Source organism: Microbacterium sp. A94 (assembly GCF_051842855.1).
Taxonomy (GTDB): Bacteria; Actinomycetota; Actinomycetes; order Actinomycetales; family Microbacteriaceae; genus Microbacterium.
Genome location: NZ_JBPXMU010000001.1, coordinates 501,076 through 517,319, shown reverse-complemented (window position 1 = coordinate 517,319; position 16,244 = coordinate 501,076). Strand labels below are relative to the sequence as shown.

Below are 16,244 nucleotides of genomic sequence, written 5' to 3'. Positions count from 1 at the left end.
CTCCGCGCGTGCCCATCACAGTCCTGCGGCGCGGCGCAACTCGTCTGCGCGGTCGGTTCGCTCCCACGTGAAGTCGGGAAGCTCACGGCCGAAGTGTCCGTATGCTGCGGTCTGCCGGTAGATCGGACGCAGCAGTTGCAGCTCTTCGATGATTGCCTGGGGTCGGAGGTCGAAGACGGTGCGAATCGCCTCGGTGATCACCTCGTCGGTGACCTTTCCGGTTCCGAATGTCTCGACATACAGTCCGACCGGACGCGCGACGCCGATCGCATAGGCGACCTGCACTTCGAGTCGATCGGCCAGGCCAGCTGCCACGGCATTCTTCGCCACCCAGCGCATCGCGTAAGCGCCCGAGCGGTCGACCTTGGACGGATCCTTGCCGCTGAACGCACCACCGCCGTGGCGCGCTGCACCGCCGTAGGTGTCGATGATGATCTTGCGACCGGTCAGCCCGGCGTCGCCCTTGGGGCCACCGGTCACGAAGGGGCCCGCCGGGTTGATGAAGTAGCGGTCAGCTGCCGGCATCTCCAGGCCCGTGCTCTCCAGAACCGGGTCGATGACGAGGCGCCGAACCTGTTCCTTGAGCTCATCCTGTGCAATGTCGGGGTGGTGCTGCGTGGAGAGTACGACGGCATCGATCGTCTTGGGCGTGAAGCCCTCGTAACCGAGTGTGACCTGGGTCTTGCCGTCCGGCCGCAGGAAGGCCAATTCGCCGGAACGGCGCACCTCGGTGAGGCGCTCCGCGATCCGGTGCGCAGTGTGCCCCGCCATCGGCATCAGTTCCGGCGTCTCGATCGTCGCGAACCCGAACATGATGCCCTGATCGCCTGCGCCCAGGCTGTCGAGCGCATCGACCGAGCTGCCATCACGCTGTTCCTGTGCCTGGTCAACGCCGTGGGCGATATCGGTGGATTGCTCCCCCACCGAAATGCTCACGCCACAGGAATCGCCGTCAAAACCGGTCTCACTGGACGTGTATCCGATGCTGTTGACGACCTCGCGGACGATCGTCGGAATATCGACGTACGCCTCGGTGCGGATCTCTCCTGCAACGTGCACGAGTCCGGTGGTGACCAGGGTCTCCACCGCGACTCGTGAACCGGGGTCTTTAGCGATCAGCCCATCGAGGATGCTGTCAGAGATCTGGTCGCAGATCTTGTCAGGGTGTCCCTCGGTGACGGACTCAGACGTGAAAAGGCGCAGCGCGCTCATCGACGAAGCAGCCCTCACTCGACGTGGCGAAGGCGCAGCTTGTCCTCGTTGATCTCGTGAAGCGCGATGGTGAGCGGCTTGTCCTCGACGGACGAGTCGACCAGCGGTCCGACGTTGTCGAACAGGTTGCCCTCGTGGAGATCTGCGTAGTAGTCGTTGATCTGACGCGCACGCTTGGACGCGTAGATCACGAGCTCGTACTTCGAGTCGACGCGGTCGAGCAGGTTGTCGATGGGGGGATCGATGATGCCCTTGGTGTGGTGTCCGGCCATGGTGGGACCTCCAGATCAGGCGACGGGTTCGTCGCGAAGTCGAATCGGCGGGCGCGCGCCCCTTTGACGGGCTCCGGGAACGCTCAGCGCGCAGACGCCTCAGACAATCCTACGACCTCGCGCGCAGCTCGGGCGACTTCCTCGTTCACAATCAGATAATCGAACTCATTCTGCGCGGCCAACTCGACCTTCGCAGTGCGCAGTCGACGGGCGCGCTCTTCTTCGTCCTCGGTCCCTCTTCCGACCAGCCGGTGCACGAGTTCATCCCACGAAGGCGGCAGCAGAAACACCAGCGTCGCCGACGGCTCTGCCGCACGGACCTGACGCGCTCCCTGCAGATCGATCTCGAGCAGCACAGTCTTGCCCTCGGCCAGGGCGGCATCGATCGGGCGCCGCGGTGTGCCGTACCGCGAACGATTATGAACGACCGCGTGCTCCAGGAGCTCTCCCGCTGCAACCATCCGATCGAACTCGGCCTCGTCGACGAAGAAATAGTGCACGCCATCGGTCTCGCCAGGGCGCGGCGCGCGGGTGGTCGCCGACACCGAGAGGTGGATCTCAGGGTGATGCTCGCGGATGTAGGCGGCAACGGTGCCCTTGCCGACCGCAGTGGGCCCGGCAAGAACCAACAGTCGGCTGCGTCCGGCGCGCGGACCGTGCTCAGGGAATCGAAGATCAAGCCACTGCAGGAGGCTCGTGCGCTGGCGGACGCCGAGACCGCCCAAGCGCTTCACAGGCGAAATATCGAGGTCAAGCAGAATCCGGTCGCGTTTGCCGACACCGATGGCCGGCAGTGCGATCAGAAAATCCGTGATGCGCATGGAACCGGCAACCGAGTCCGCATCATCGAATGCCTGCCGGGCGACAGCCTGCGGCGCTACGACACGCATCGTGAGCGAACGCTTCACCGCAGCACGCGCACGACGACGCTCGACGGCGCGACGGGCCGCGGCGGCGCGATCTACTTCGGGGATGCTGCGCTCAGCCATTCAGAGCCTCCTGATACTCCGCAACACGGGAGTCTATTGTCGCGGTCAGAGCCTCGAAACCGGCTGACAGGATGCTCCGACTCTCGGTCGCAATAACCATCGCTGCTGCATCGCCGAAGCGTGCGGAGAGGTCGGCGGGTCCTGCACCCTGCGCGCCGAACCCGGGCGCGAGGATGGGTGCCGGTGGGGCGAACGGTGAAATGCCGACATCCGACCATTCGACGGTTGCGCCGATGACGAAACCAACGCTCGCCCAGCGCCCGGCTGGTGTGACCTGGGCGTTACGACTGCTGACCTGTTCGATGATCGATCCGGAGACGGTCTGCCCGACATCCACGCCCGAATCCGCAATCGTGCGCGCCCGCTGCACACCGTGCGCCTCGGGGTTGCTTGTCGCGGCCAGGACGAACACGCCCTTGCCATGACTCTCCGCGAGCGAGAACGTGTGGTCCAGCGTGCCGATGCCCAGATAAGGGTTCACCGTGAGCGCATCTGCCTCGAGCGGCGAGCCGGGCGTAAACCAGGCCGCAGCATAAGCATCCATCGTGGTGCCGATGTCGCCGCGTTTGGCATCCGCAATCACGAGCAGATCGGCGTCACGAGCGGCTCGGAGCACATCTTCCAGCGCAGCGAATCCGGCCGAACCGAAGCGCTCGAAGAACGACACCTGCGGCTTCACCAGACCGACGCGTCCGATGGCAGCATCCACGGTCCGCAAGCCGAAATCGCGTACGCCTGCCGCTGAATCAGGCAGGCCCCAGGCCTGCAGCAACGATCCGTGCGGATCGATACCCACGCAGAGCGGGCCGCGTGTGCTGAGCACTGCGCGGACCCGCTCTCCGAAGCGTTCGGTCACAGGGCTGCCTGTCGGTCGATCGCATACTCCTGCAGGCTCTTGACGCTGAAGCCCTGGTCTGCGGCATCCATCCCGCTGACGGCAGCGCCGAGCACGGCGATGGTCGTGAACAGCGCCTTGTCTGCGGCCACGGCTGCCGCGCGGATCTCGTAACCGTCTGCGCGTGCGGCCCCACCGGACGGCGTGTTCACGATGATGTCGATCGCGCCGTTGTTGATGAGGTCGACGATATTCTCGCGGCCGTCCTGCTGGGTCTCACTGAACTTCGACACGACCTGCACCTTGATGCCGTTGCGCGAGAGAATCTCGGCCGTGCCCTCGGTTGCGACAAGGTCGAAGCCCAACTGCTGCAGACGGTGCGCGGGCAGGATCACTGCGCGCTTGTCTGCGTCGGCGACCGAGATGAACACCGTGCCGGACGTGGGCATGCCCCCGTACGCGGCAGCCTGGCTCTTCGCGAATGCGGTCGGGAAGTCCTTGTCGATTCCCATGACCTCACCGGTGGAGCGCATCTCCGGGCCGAGCACGGAGTCAACGATCTTGCCGTCCTTGGTGCGGAACCGCTTGAACGGAAGCACCGCTTCCTTGACGGAAACTGGAGCATCCAGCGGGACGCGGGAGCCGTCAGACTGCGGCAGCAGACCTTCGTCCTTGAGCTCGGCGATCGTTGCACCCACCATGATGCGGCTCGCGGCCTTCGCCATCGGAATGCCGAGTGCCTTCGACACGAAGGGAACGGTGCGGCTTGCGCGCGGGTTCGCCTCGATCACGTAGAGCACATCCGCGCTGACGGCGAACTGCACGTTGAGCAGGCCCCGTACACCGACGCCCTCGGCGATCGCGAGAGTCGCCTCACGCACACGGTCTACGTCGCTGCGACCCAGCGACATCGGTGGCAGCGTGCAGCTGGAGTCGCCGGAGTGGATGCCAGCCTCTTCGAGGTGCTCCATCACACCGCCGATGTACAACTCGCTTCCGTCGTACAGCGCGTCCACATCGAGCTCGATGGCGTCGTCCAGGAACCGGTCGACGAGCAGCGGTGTGCCGGGACCGACGATGACCTCACCGGCGGTGCGCACGAAGTAGTCGCGCAGGCTCGGGGTGTCGTAGACGATCTCCATGCCGCGGCCGCCGAGCACGAAGCTCGGGCGCACGAGCACCGGGTATCCGATGTCCTCGGCGATCACAACGGCGCCGTCGGCGTCCGTCGCCGTGCCGTGGCGGGGCGCGACGAGGCCGGCCCTGTCGAGCAGCTGCGAGAACAGCTCGCGTTCCTCGGCGATGTCGATCGCCTCGGGGCTGGTGCCCAAGACCGTGTAGCCGGCGGCCTGGATCCCCTTCGCGAGACCCAGCGGGGTCTGTCCGCCGAGCTGGCAGACGACGCCGAGGATCGTGCCGCTGGCGGCTTCCGCGTCGAGCACCTCGAGGACGTCCTCAAGCGTCAGCGGCTCGAAGTAGAGACGGTCCGAGGTGTCGTAGTCGGTGGAGACGGTCTCCGGGTTGCAGTTGACCATGACGGTCTCGTATCCGGCATCCGACAGCGCGAAGGATGCGTGCACGCAGGAGTAGTCGAATTCGACACCCTGGCCGATGCGGTTCGGGCCGGAACCGATGATGACGACCTTGGTGCGCTCGGAGGGAGCGACCTCGGTCTCAAGGTCGTAGCTCGAGTAGTGGTACGGCGTCGTGGCCGGGAATTCGCCGGCGCAGGTGTCGACGGTTTTGAACACCGGGCGCACACCGAAACCATGGCGGATGCTTCGAACCGCTGCCTCGTCGATACCGCGGATCTCTGCGAGCTGCGCGTCGGAGAAGCCGTGATCCTTGGCATAACGGATCGTGTCGGCGTCGAGCTCTGCGGCCGTGCGCACGTGCTCGGCGACCTCGTTGATCAGTACGATCTGGTCGATGAACCAGGGGTCGATCGCCGTGGCTTCGAATGCCTGCTCGATCGTCGCGCCCTTGCGCAGCGCCTGCTGCAGCACGACGATTCGACCGTCGGTGGGGGTCTCCGAAACCTTCAGAAGCTCTTCGACGCTGCGGGATTCCTCGCCCCAGTGGAAGCTCGAACCACGCTTCTCCAGCGAGCGGAGCGCCTTCTGCAGCGCGGTGGCGTAGTTGCGGCCAATGGCCATCGCCTCGCCGACCGACTTCATAGTGGTCGTCAGCGTGGCATCGGCCGCCGGGAACTTCTCGAACGCGAAGCGCGGAACCTTGACCACGACGTAGTCGAGCGTGGGCTCGAAACTCGCCGGCGTCACGCCGGTGATGTCGTTCGGGATCTCGTCGAGGCGGTAGCCGAGCGCGAGCTTGGCGGCGAGCTTGGCGATCGGGAAACCGGTCGCTTTGGAAGCGAGCGCGCTCGAGCGCGAAACACGCGGGTTCATCTCGATGACGATGATGCGGCCGTTGGACGGGTCAACGGCGAACTGGATGTTGCATCCACCGGTGTCCACGCCGACGGCGCGGATGATGTCGATGCCGATGTCGCGCATCTTCTGATACTCGCGGTCGGTCAGGGTGAGCGCGGGTGCCACGGTGATCGAGTCGCCGGTGTGCACACCGACCGGGTCGACGTTCTCGATAGAGCAGACGACGACCGTGTTGTCGGCCGTGTCACGCATGAGCTCGAGCTCGTACTCCTTCCAGCCGAGGATCGACTCTTCCAGGAGCACCTCGTTGGTCGGTGAGTCGTGCAGACCGGCGCCGGCGATGCGACGGAGGTCGGTTTCGTCGTAGGCGAACCCGGAGCCGAGGCCGCCCATGGTGAAGCTGGGGCGGACGACCAACGGGTATCCGAGCTCTGCAGCACCGGCGAGCACCTCGTCCATGGTGCGGGCGATGCGGCTGTCAGCGACATCGGCACCGGCATCCAGCACGAGCTGCTTGAAGATCTGACGATCTTCGCCCCGGTTGATGGCCTCGAAGTTCGCGCCGATGAGCTCGATATCGTACTTCTCGAGGATGCCGTGGTTGTGCAGCTCGATCGCGGCGTTCAGGGCGGTCTGACCGCCAAGCGTCGGGAGGATCGCGTCGGGGCGCTCCTTGGCGATGATCGTCTCGATGACCTGCCAGGTGATTGGCTCGATGTAGGTCGCATCCGCGAAGTCAGGGTCGGTCATGATCGTGGCCGGGTTGGAGTTCACGAGGATGACGCGCACGCCCTCTTCGCGCAGCACGCGGCACGCCTGGGTTCCGGAGTAGTCGAATTCGCAGGCCTGGCCGATGACGATCGGGCCGGAGCCGATGACGAGGACGGACTTGATGTCGTCGCGCTTGGGCATTAGTTCTTGTCTCCCTGGGTGGCGATGACCAGATCGCGGAAGCGGTCGAAGAGATAGTTGGCGTCGTGCGGACCGGCAGCGGCCTCGGGGTGGTACTGCACCGAGAATGCCGGGATGTCGAGGGCGCGGAGGCCCTCGACGACGTTGTCGTTCAAGCCGACGTGGCTGACCTCGACCAGCCCGTAGCCGTTGGGGCTCTCGAAGGACCCTTCCAGCGGCGCTTCTACGGCGAACCCGTGGTTGTGCGCGGTGATCTCAACCTTGCCTGTCGACTTGTCGAGCACCGGCTGATTGATGCCTCGGTGGCCGAACGGCAGCTTGTAGGTGCCCAGTCCCAGGGCCCGCCCGAGCAGCTGGTTGCCGAAGCAGATGCCGAAGAACGGCAGGCCCTCGTCGAGTACCTCGCGCAGCAGCGCGACGTGGCCGTCGGATGCAGCCGGGTCGCCCGGGCCGTTGGAGTAGAACACTGCTACCGGGTCGATCGCACGGATATCCTCGATCGTCGAGGTCTGCGGCAGCACGTGCACCTCGAAGCCGCGAGCAGCGAGGTTGTCGATCGTCGCCTGCTTGACACCGAGATCGAGCACGGCGAGATTGCCCAGGCGCTCCCCCACCGCGGTCGTCACGGTGACGACATCGACAGAGACTTCGGCCGACAGGTTACGCCCGCTCATCTGCGGAGCCTGCTGCACCATGCGCAGCTGCTCATCGGGATCGAGCGCGGCATCCGCACCCGAGAAGATGCCTCCGCGCATGGATCCCGCCGAGCGGATGCGGCGGGTGATCGAGCGCGTGTCGATACCGCTGATGCCGACGATGCCGTCGTTGATGAGGCCCGCGTCGAGCGATGACTCGGCGCGCCAGTTGGACACGACACGCGAAGGGTCGCGGACGATGTAGCCGGCGACCCAGATGCGGTGAGACTCGGAGTCTTCCTCGTTCATCCCGGTGATGCCGATGTGCGGTGCTGTCTGCAGGACGATCTGGCCGGCATAGGACGGGTCGGTCAGTGTCTCCTGGTAGCCGCTCATACCGGTGGCGAAGACGACCTCGCCGAGCGTGGTGCCGCGTGCGCCGTAGGCGCGGCCCGTGTGACGGGTTCCGTCCTCCAGGACAAGGACGGCGGGTTCAGGCAATGTCATGACGTAGCTCCTGAGTTGTGAGCAGGGGTGAGCCGCTGCAGATCTGAGATGAGGTTTTCGGGGGCGCCGCTGGTGGCGCGCAGATACGAGTCGACGATCGTGTTGTCGTCGAGCTTCCAGGCCAATCGCACGAGACCGCCCGGTTCGACCACCCGGTCGATCGTGACGGAGGCGCGGTCCACCGCGACGAGTGACGCAGAAGCGATGAACACGGTGGGCGAGCCGTCGAGACAGAGGGCTGCCCCGCGGTCGGTGACTGCTACTTCTCCCCTGGCGCGGTATGCCAGCGGCGAGATCGCCAGGCGCTCCAGTGGCTCGTCGTGCCGCGTTGTGGAGACGTAGAGAACTTCGTGGCGGGAGCGGACCTCGGCATGCTCGGGCACTCCTAACGGAGCCGAGAATTGCGAGTCGCGTCGCAATCGTCGTCGCCACGCGAAGAGCATGGCAAGAAGAATCAGCAGTGCGACCGCGATCGTGATCGCGATGGCAATATCGCGGGTACTCACGCGCCCAACTCCTCTACAACGATGCCCGATGCGAGTGTGACCAGGCCGTGGTGCACGGTGTACTCCACGCGACCGGGAAGCTCACGCCCGAGGTACGGCGAGTTCTCGCTGCGACCGTGCAAGTCGGCTGCGGTGAATGTGCCGGCGATGCTGGGATCGTACAGCGTGATCTGAGCCGGCCGGCCGGTCTCAAGCGGAGTGCCATGGCCCTCCAGCATCCCGATTCGTGCCGGAGCCGCGCTCATCACCCTGGCGACATCCGCCCAGCCGATCAGCCCGGTCTGCACCATCGACTGATGCACGACACGCAGTGCGCTTTCGAGGCCCACCATGCCGTTGGCGGCCGCCTGCCATTCGCAGGCCTTGCTCTCACTCGGGTGCGGGGCATGATCGGTGGCGACGATGTCGATCGTGCCGTCGGCGAGACCCTCACGCACAGCGAGAACATCTTCCTCGCGGCGCAGCGGAGGATTCACCTTGTACCGCGGGTCGTAGCCGCGCACCAGCTCTTCGGTCAGCAGCAGGTGGTGCGGCGTGACTTCAGCTGTGACGTTGATGCCGCGCTTCTTGGCCCAACGGATGATGTCGACCGAACCTGCGGTGGACAGATGGCACACGTGCAGGCGCGAACCCACGTGTTCGGCCAGCAGCACGTCGCGCGCGATGATCGACTCTTCGGCGACGGCGGGCCAGCCGGCCAGGCCCAGTTCGGCAGAGACAGCACCCTCGTTCATCTGGGCGCCTTCGGTCAGGCGAGGATCCTGTGCGTGCTGGGCGATGACGCCGCCGAAGGACTTCACATACTCGAGTGCGCGGCGCATGATCAGGGGGTCGAAGACGCAGAAGCCGTCATCGCTGAATACCCGAACCTTCGCCCGGGAGGATGCCATCGCGCCGAGCTCGGCGAGGCGTTCGCCCTTCTGGCCGACGGTGACAGCACCGATCGGCTGGACCGTGGCGTAGCCGGCAGCTTCGCCAAGGGCGAGTTCCTGCTCTACCACTCCCGCGGAATCGGCGACGGGCATCGTGTTCGGCATCGCGAAGACCGCGGTAAAGCCGCCTGCTGCCGCGGCTCTCGTGCCGGTCAGGATCGTTTCGGATGCTTCATACCCGGGCTCGCGCAGGTGGGTGTGCAGATCCACGAGGCCGGGGAGGGCAACGAGCCCCGCCGCATCGATGATGCGCGCGCCGGAACGGCTGAGGCCGGTTCCGATCTCGGCGATCATGCCATCCTCGACAACGATGTCCGCGCTGTCGGTTCCGAGCAACTGGGCGCCCGTGATTACGAGGGTCTCAGTCATCAGTTTTCCCCTCGTTCGTCGTTTCGTTCTCCGGCAAGAAGCAGGTACAGCACCGCCATGCGCACAGACACCCCGTTGGTGACCTGTTCCAGCACCGTGGAGCGCGGAGAGTCAGCGGCTGCGGAGGAGATCTCCAGGCCGCGATTCATGGGTCCCGGGTGCATAACAATGCTATCTCCCGGAAGTGATGCTGCGCGCACAGCGTCCAGGCCCCAACGCTGGGAATATTCCCGCTCACTGGGGAAATATGCGGCGCCCATGCGTTCCAGTTGGATGCGCAGCATCATGACCGCATCCGGTCCCTCGCGTAGGGCCTCATCGAAGTCGTAGAGAACGCGAACCGGCCATTGCGAGACGTTCTGCGGCAGCAGCGTCGGCGGCGAAACGAGAGTCACCTCAGCGCCGAGGGCTGCCAGCAGCCACACGTTCGAACGCGCGACTCGGGAGTGCAGCACATCACCGACGATCACGACGGTGACCCCGGCGAGGTCTCGTCCCCGGCTATCGGCGCCGAAGCGTCGCTTGCGAATGGTGAAGGCATCCAGCAGGGCCTGGGTGGGATGCTCGTGCGTGCCGTCACCGGCGTTGACGACGCCGGCGGAAATCCACCCGCTGGTGGCGAGTGTGCGCGGCGCGCCAGATGCCGGATGCCGGATGACCACGGCATCCGCGCCCATCGCCTGGAGGGTCTGCGCCGTGTCCTTTAGGCTTTCGCCCTTGGAGACGCTGGAGCCCTTGGCCACGAAGTTAATCACGTCGGCCGACAGCCGTTTAGCGGCCGCCTCGAACGAGATGCGCGTGCGCGTGGAGTCTTCGAAGAACAGGTTGACCACGGTCTTGCCGCGAAGGGTGGGGAGTTTCTTCACCTCCCGCGACTGCGTGTCGGACATGTCTTCCGCGACATCGAGGATCCGCAGGGCTGTCTCGCGATCGAGCGTCTTTGTATCGAGCAGGTGCCTCATGATTCGATCGTCACCTCGTCGGCGCCGTCGTACTCGTGCAGGCGCACGTTTACGCGCTCGGTGCGTGCGGACGGGATGTTCTTGCCGACGAAGTCCGGTCGGATCGGGAGTTCGCGGTGCCCACGGTCGACGAGGATCGCGAGGCGGACGACGGATGGGCGTCCGATCGACTGGATCGCGTCGAGCGCGGCGCGGATGCTGCGCCCGGAAAAGAGCACGTCATCAACGAGCACGACCGTCTTACCGCCGATGCCGCCGGCGGGGATCTCGGTCGGTCGCGGCGACCGCGTCGGATGCTTGGCCAGATCGTCGCGGAACAGCGTGACATCCAGCGAGCCGACCGGCACCTCAGTCTGTGCGATATCGCTGATCAGAGCGCCGAGGCGCTGTGCGAGGGCGACGCCTCGAGTAGGAATGCCCAGCAGCACCAGATCGGCTGCTCCCCGGTTGGATTCGAGGATCTCATGGGCAATACGGGTCAGAGCCCGGGAAATATCGGCTTCATGCAGCACAGTGCGCGTGCTCATTTACCGCTCCCTTCTCCGCCTCTCTGGACGGTGTTAAAGGTTGCTTACCCTCTGATTCTACAGGTGCCCACGAGCGTCGCCGGTCGCACCGCCGGACCGTGTCACAGTACGTGCGACTTCGGCCGGGGTCTTCCCACACTAAGTGAGACGCACCGCCGCACGTGTCACAGTACGTGCGGATATCGAGCCGGAGACCCGCACGTACTGAGACACGCGAGCAGATGGCATCGGATGAATCAGGACGACGGAGGCTGCGCCGCGTCGGCGGACTTCGTCGCACGGATCTCGTGGCCGGTGGTGCTGAGGCACTTACCGGTCTTCAGATCCCACTTCCAGTCGTGCATGCTGCAGGTGAGCACGCCGTCCTCATCGACCTTGCCTGTCTTGGTGAGATCTGCGCGCAGGTGCGGGCAACGGCGCTGCACGGTCCAGTCGCCGATCTCGGCATCCTCGGTCTGGTCGGTCTGCTCGGAGTACCAGTTCTCCACGTACTCGATGCGGTCCACCGATAGGCACTTGAGGAACGTGGTGAGGAACTCGTTGAACTTCCCGCTGCGGCCGACCGAGAACTGCATGGAGAGGAAGATCGAGTTCGACCAGTCGATCTCGTGGTCGGCGATGTTGGTCGACACCAGGTCGGCGGGAATCGTGTACCAGTAGATGCACTCCTCCCCCGCGTACTCGCGAACCTTCGCTTTGGGGAAGTCGACCACCATGTCGAGCTCACCGATCCGGAACCGCACATTTCCTCCGACACCGAGCCGGATGGTGCGCGACTTCTTCAGCAGCGGCTCCCACCACGCCTTGATCGCGGCGAGCATCTCGTCGGGCGGAAGAACCTCGGCGCGGGACGCTTCCTCGTCACGGATCTCCTGCTGCCGGCTCGCGCGCTGAGACTCGAGGTAGTCCCACTTTTCATCGAAGATGTGCGCGATCTCGTCATCCGTGTAGAGCGACTGCGACATGGTGAGGGCGCTGCCCTGCAATTCGACGACAGTTCCGGGCACGAAAAGCTGCCCGTTGTACTGGGGAGCGAGCTCCTTCATATGCGCGATGAACTGCTTCTGATCAGTGAAGATCGAGTCGTCGTCCTTGCCGAAGCCGTTGTACTTGAATAGGTCATCTCGCAGGAACATCGGTGGCCCCGCCATCGGGAACACGTGCGGCGCATCGACCTTCTCGATATAGAACATCGCCCGCTTGTTCTGCGCGTCGCGCTTGAGACGAGCAAAGTTCTGCTTGGCGTCCTGCGGCAGGTCGTACACCATCGGCCACCAGATAGCGCCTGAGGTCTGCGTGAAATAGGCGTCGGGTTTGCCGAAGCTCAGCAGCGTCTCCAGGTCAAGGGGATGCGAGTCGTTCTGATTCAGGATCGACGCGGTGCCATCGTCGACACTCAGCGACGAGTCGCCGATCGGGCCGTCGCTGGGCGCACGCAGCGGTGTAATCATGATCTTCAGATCGCCACGCTCGATGACTTCGCCGGCGGGAGCATACGTGATGTTGTGGTAGCCGAGCGCTCGGATGTCCTGCTCGAGGTCATCGATCGGGTACTCCGGCAAGAGCACCTCGATGTCCTTGCGGATATACCGCTCCAACAGCGCCGGATCGAAGTGATCACGGTGGCGGTGCGAGATGTAGAGGAAGTCCGCTTCGCGGCCCAGTCGTTCCCACTCCAGGCCACGGTTGTCAGGGAACGGGAACCACGAACCGTAGAAGGATGGGCCGAGCACCGGGTCGCAGATGATGTTTCCGCCGACCGTCTCGATGAACATCCCGGCGTGGCCGAGTCCCGTGATCCGCATTGCTTTTCCTCCCGCTGTGCAAGCCTCGATTCTACCCGGGGACGCCCGGGCATCCGCCGCGATGGGCCGGAGAAACTCCCGGTGGCTCAGTCCTCGAAGAGTCCGCGGATGTCGTCAGCGGTCAGCGCCTGGGAGAACAACGCCTCGTCGTCCATCACGGCTGTGAACAGACGCGCCTTGCGCTGCTGCAGCGCCAGCACCTTCTCCTCGATGGTGCCCGCAGAGATCATCCGATAGACGAACACCTGTTTGTCCTGGCCGATGCGATGAGCACGGTCGACGGCCTGCGACTCGGCCGCTGGGTTCCACCACGGGTCGAGCATGAAGACGTAGTCGGCCTCGGTCAGAGTGAGCCCGAACCCACCGGATTTCAGGCTGATCAGGAACACCGGCTGCTCACCTGTGCGGAACTCCTGAATGACGCTCTGCCGGTTTCGTGTGGAGCCGTCCAGATATACGTACGGGATCCCCGCTCGATCCAAACGAGCCGCGGCCATTTGCAGGAACGAGGTGAACTGGCTGAAGACGAGCGCGCGGTGATGTTCGGTCTGCAACTCGATGACTCGCTCGACCAGAGCGTCCAGCTTGCGCGAACCGATCTTCGCATCGGATTCGTCCACCAGCCCCGGCGCAAGGCTCAGCATCCGCAGCATCGTCAACGAGCGGAAAACGATGAACCGGTTGCGATCGAGATCCTTCAGCAGCCCGAGCACTTTCTGGCGTTCACGCTGCAGCACGGTGTCGTACAGTGCGCGATGCGCCGGGCTCAGCTCGACATGCAACAGCTGTTCCTGCTTCTCCGGAAGATCGGTCGCGACGAGTTCCTTGGTGCGGCGCAGCATCAGCGGACGGATTCGGCGGCGTAGCCGTTCCAGACGCCGCTGGCGATACTCACTGCCTTCCTCGTTCTCCGGCACCTTTCCCTTCTCGATCGGCTGGATGTAGTCCTGCCGAAACTTCCGGGCTGAGGGGAAGAGTCCGGGAGCTGCGAGTTTCAGCAACGCCCAGATATCGCTGAGGCTGTTCTCCATGGGCGTGCCCGTCACAGCGAATGTCACATCGGCGCGCAGCGAGGCCACAGCACGATGTTGTTTCGTCGACGCGTTCTTCACGAACTGCGCCTCATCGAGGATGAGACCTGCCCACTCGATCGATTCGTACTCATCGGCGTCCAGCCTGGCCAATGTGTACGAAGTGACGATGAGATCGGCATCCTTCGCGGTCTCTGCGATCGAGGAGACCCGTCTGCCACTCGTGCCGTCGATGATCTGAACGCGTAGCCCCGGGGCGAATCGCGTCGCTTCGTCCTGCCAGGTCGACAGCACGGACGTCGGAGCGATGACGAGGAACGGTCGCGTTTCGCCCGATTCGCGCGCATGCAGGATGAGCGTCAGCAGCTGCAGGGTCTTTCCGAGACCCATGTCATCGGCGAGGATGCCGCCCAGGCGATGTCCCCAGAGAAAGGCGAGCCAGTCGAACCCTGCCTTCTGATAGGGACGCAACGCGGCGTTCAGCCCCTGAGGCAGCTCGGCCGTTGGCACTCCGCTCGCAGCCCGAAGTCCGTTAGCGGTGGCGCGCCAGCTCGTCGCAGGTAGCGCTTCGTCGGCAAGATCCTCGAACTCTTCCCAGAGATCGGTTTGGTATCTGCTGATGCGCGGAGCGGTTTCCCATTCCGACAGTTCGGTGGCCTCGTCGATGAGTTCACGCAGTGTATCCAGTGCCGGATGTGCCAGCGAGAAGTAGCTGCCGTCGACAAGAAGCAGCTTCGTCCGGCGCATGCTCAGCGCGCGAAACAGCGGAGTGAAGGGGATGGTCCGCCCATCGATCTTGACCAGGACACCGAGATCGAACCAGTCCGAGTCAGCGCTCTCAACCGTGGAAACGGTGATCTCCGGCACTCCGCTGAGCTCCTGATAGGACTTGCGCTTTCCTGATACGACGACCGTGATGCCCTGCTTCTCGAGCGCCGGGACGATATGAGTAACGAACTCGGCCGCCTCGACATCTTCGAACGCGCCGCTGTCTGCGAAGCGCAGGCCTGTTGCCTCGCTCCACTGTGCCTCGAGGGTTGGGCGTTGCTGTGCCTCGGCGTCTTCGTCGCGAACCGCATCCGTGGTGGCGGTGAACGGGAAGCGTCCGAACCCTCGATAGGTCCAGTCGAATCGATAGCGGACCGTGTCTCCGGGGTGGTGGGAGATCGTGAGTGTCGGTATCGGCTGCGGGATCGTCGGCAGTTCGATTTTTCCGACAGCCTGCACGTGGACCCGGCGCGCCAGCACCGGGTAGGCGTCACGGAGGAACACTGCTTCTTCTTCAGCAGGGACGGACAGCGGCTCGCCCGCGTCGAGCAGTGCACGCACCGGAGCGCTCAGCGGCACTTCGGCCAGTGTTACGGCGACTCTGGCCCCGATCGACGTGACCGCGAATATCCCGGAATGACCGATCGGATGAATACGACTTTCATCCATGCTCCGACCGTCGAGAGTGACTTCGGCACTCACCGACAGATCGCCGTCTTCGGCCCGCACGACCTGAGCGGTGACCGAGCCTTCCTCGGCCATCGCGAAAGTGAAGCTCTTCTGCGTGGAGACGAGCGGGATACCCAGTGCCGCTCCGGCGCGCAGGTGCGCCCAGAGCAGGTTCGATTCGACGTGGTCCAGCACGAGCCAATCACCCGCAGTGCCCGATAGCAGCGAATCACGCGAGATGCTGAGCAAGTCTGCGAACCACCGCACGCGATCCTTACCGAACTGCGTACCTGAGCGCCGCACGGAGTCCCATGACACCGTCCCATGGATCCATGAGCCTGTTGTCTCGCTGCGCATGAGCGGTCGGATGCCGACGAGAAGTTCTCCCTCGCCGCGCGCGACATCTCGTGCTGTGGCGGGTCGCATCGGCCGCCGCGCCCACTGATGGACGCCCTGCGCGGAACGGTGTCGAAGTTCGATACCCAACGCCAGAGCGGTGGGCGTCTTTCCCGATGTCGAGCCCTCGAGCAGAGTGCGCCATCCTGGGCGTGCCGGCTCCGCTGCTGCCACGGATTCGTCCGCGACATCATCGCGTTCTGCGTTGCTTGTGAGCACAACCGCGACGACATGCTTGCAGGTGCGCGGAACCGGGCACGAGCAGGTGGCTACCGTGATCTGCGCGGTTCCCGGCTTCATTCGCACGACGCAGCGGTAGAGCGCGTTACCCGATCCGCGGACGCTGGCGGTCAAAGTATCCGAATCTGCGCTCCAACGCAGTTCGGAGACCATCCCCTCGAGGAAGTACGCACGGCCACGCTCATAGCTTCCACGGTCGATCATCCGCGAAAGATCGGATTCATCAATGTACGGAGCAGACATGATGGCATCCTCTCCGTGACGGCAGACAGCGCGGTGACATC

General features: G+C 64.5%; 12 protein-coding genes. All 12 read right to left on the bottom strand.

Annotation, left to right across the window (positions count from 1 at the left end; all coding sequences use genetic code 11):
• Positions 1 to 15 precede the first annotated feature (15 nt).
• Positions 16 to 1,212, bottom strand: coding sequence for a methionine adenosyltransferase (gene metK, locus ACSU1L_RS02605; protein ID WP_439254623.1), 1,197 nt, complete (start codon positions 1,210 to 1,212; stop codon positions 16 to 18).
• Between the two features lie 14 nt (positions 1,213 to 1,226).
• The gene (rpoZ, locus tag ACSU1L_RS02600) at positions 1,227 to 1,484 is read right to left on the bottom strand and encodes a DNA-directed RNA polymerase subunit omega (protein WP_438254551.1); all 258 of its coding nucleotides are present in this window, start codon (positions 1,482 to 1,484) and stop codon (positions 1,227 to 1,229) included.
• A gap of 83 nt (positions 1,485 to 1,567) precedes the next feature.
• Positions 1,568 to 2,473, bottom strand: a complete 906-nt coding sequence (gene gmk, locus ACSU1L_RS02595) for a guanylate kinase (RefSeq protein ID WP_438254550.1) — start codon at positions 2,471 to 2,473, stop codon at positions 1,568 to 1,570.
• Positions 2,466 to 3,329 carry an orotidine-5'-phosphate decarboxylase gene (gene pyrF / locus ACSU1L_RS02590; protein ID WP_439254622.1) on the bottom strand — a complete coding sequence of 288 codons (864 nt, stop codon included), beginning with the start codon at positions 3,327 to 3,329 and terminating at the stop codon, positions 2,466 to 2,468. The genes gmk and pyrF overlap by 8 nt, the downstream gene beginning before the upstream one ends.
• A complete protein-coding gene (gene carB, locus ACSU1L_RS02585; protein WP_439254621.1) occupies positions 3,326 to 6,613 on the bottom strand; it encodes a carbamoyl-phosphate synthase large subunit in 3,288 nt (1,095 codons plus the stop codon). The genes pyrF and carB overlap by 4 nt, the downstream gene beginning before the upstream one ends.
• A complete protein-coding gene (gene carA, locus ACSU1L_RS02580) occupies positions 6,613 to 7,755 on the bottom strand; it encodes a glutamine-hydrolyzing carbamoyl-phosphate synthase small subunit (RefSeq protein ID WP_439254620.1) in 1,143 nt (380 codons plus the stop codon). The genes carB and carA overlap by 1 nt, the downstream gene beginning before the upstream one ends.
• On the bottom strand, positions 7,752 to 8,261 hold the full coding sequence (locus ACSU1L_RS02575; protein ID WP_438254544.1) for a PH-like domain-containing protein: 510 nt from the start codon (positions 8,259 to 8,261) through the stop codon (positions 7,752 to 7,754). The genes carA and ACSU1L_RS02575 overlap by 4 nt, the downstream gene beginning before the upstream one ends.
• Positions 8,258 to 9,562: a dihydroorotase gene (locus ACSU1L_RS02570; RefSeq protein ID WP_438254543.1), complete on the bottom strand. Its 1,305-nt coding sequence runs from the start codon at positions 9,560 to 9,562 to the stop codon at positions 8,258 to 8,260. The genes ACSU1L_RS02575 and ACSU1L_RS02570 overlap by 4 nt, the downstream gene beginning before the upstream one ends.
• Complete coding sequence (locus ACSU1L_RS02565; protein ID WP_438254542.1) at positions 9,562 to 10,524, bottom strand: aspartate carbamoyltransferase catalytic subunit; 963 nt, start codon at positions 10,522 to 10,524, stop codon at positions 9,562 to 9,564. The genes ACSU1L_RS02570 and ACSU1L_RS02565 overlap by 1 nt, the downstream gene beginning before the upstream one ends.
• Positions 10,521 to 11,051: a bifunctional pyr operon transcriptional regulator/uracil phosphoribosyltransferase PyrR gene (gene pyrR, locus ACSU1L_RS02560; RefSeq protein ID WP_438254541.1), complete on the bottom strand. Its 531-nt coding sequence runs from the start codon at positions 11,049 to 11,051 to the stop codon at positions 10,521 to 10,523. The genes ACSU1L_RS02565 and pyrR overlap by 4 nt, the downstream gene beginning before the upstream one ends.
• A 236-nt stretch (positions 11,052 to 11,287) precedes the next feature.
• Entirely contained in the window at positions 11,288 to 12,856 is a 1,569-nt protein-coding gene (locus tag ACSU1L_RS02555) for a Rieske 2Fe-2S domain-containing protein (RefSeq protein WP_439254619.1), read from the bottom strand.
• 86 nt (positions 12,857 to 12,942) lie between these two features.
• Entirely contained in the window at positions 12,943 to 16,203 is a 3,261-nt protein-coding gene (locus tag ACSU1L_RS02550; RefSeq protein ID WP_439254618.1) for a DEAD/DEAH box helicase, read from the bottom strand.
• Positions 16,204 to 16,244: the final 41 nt, after the last annotated feature.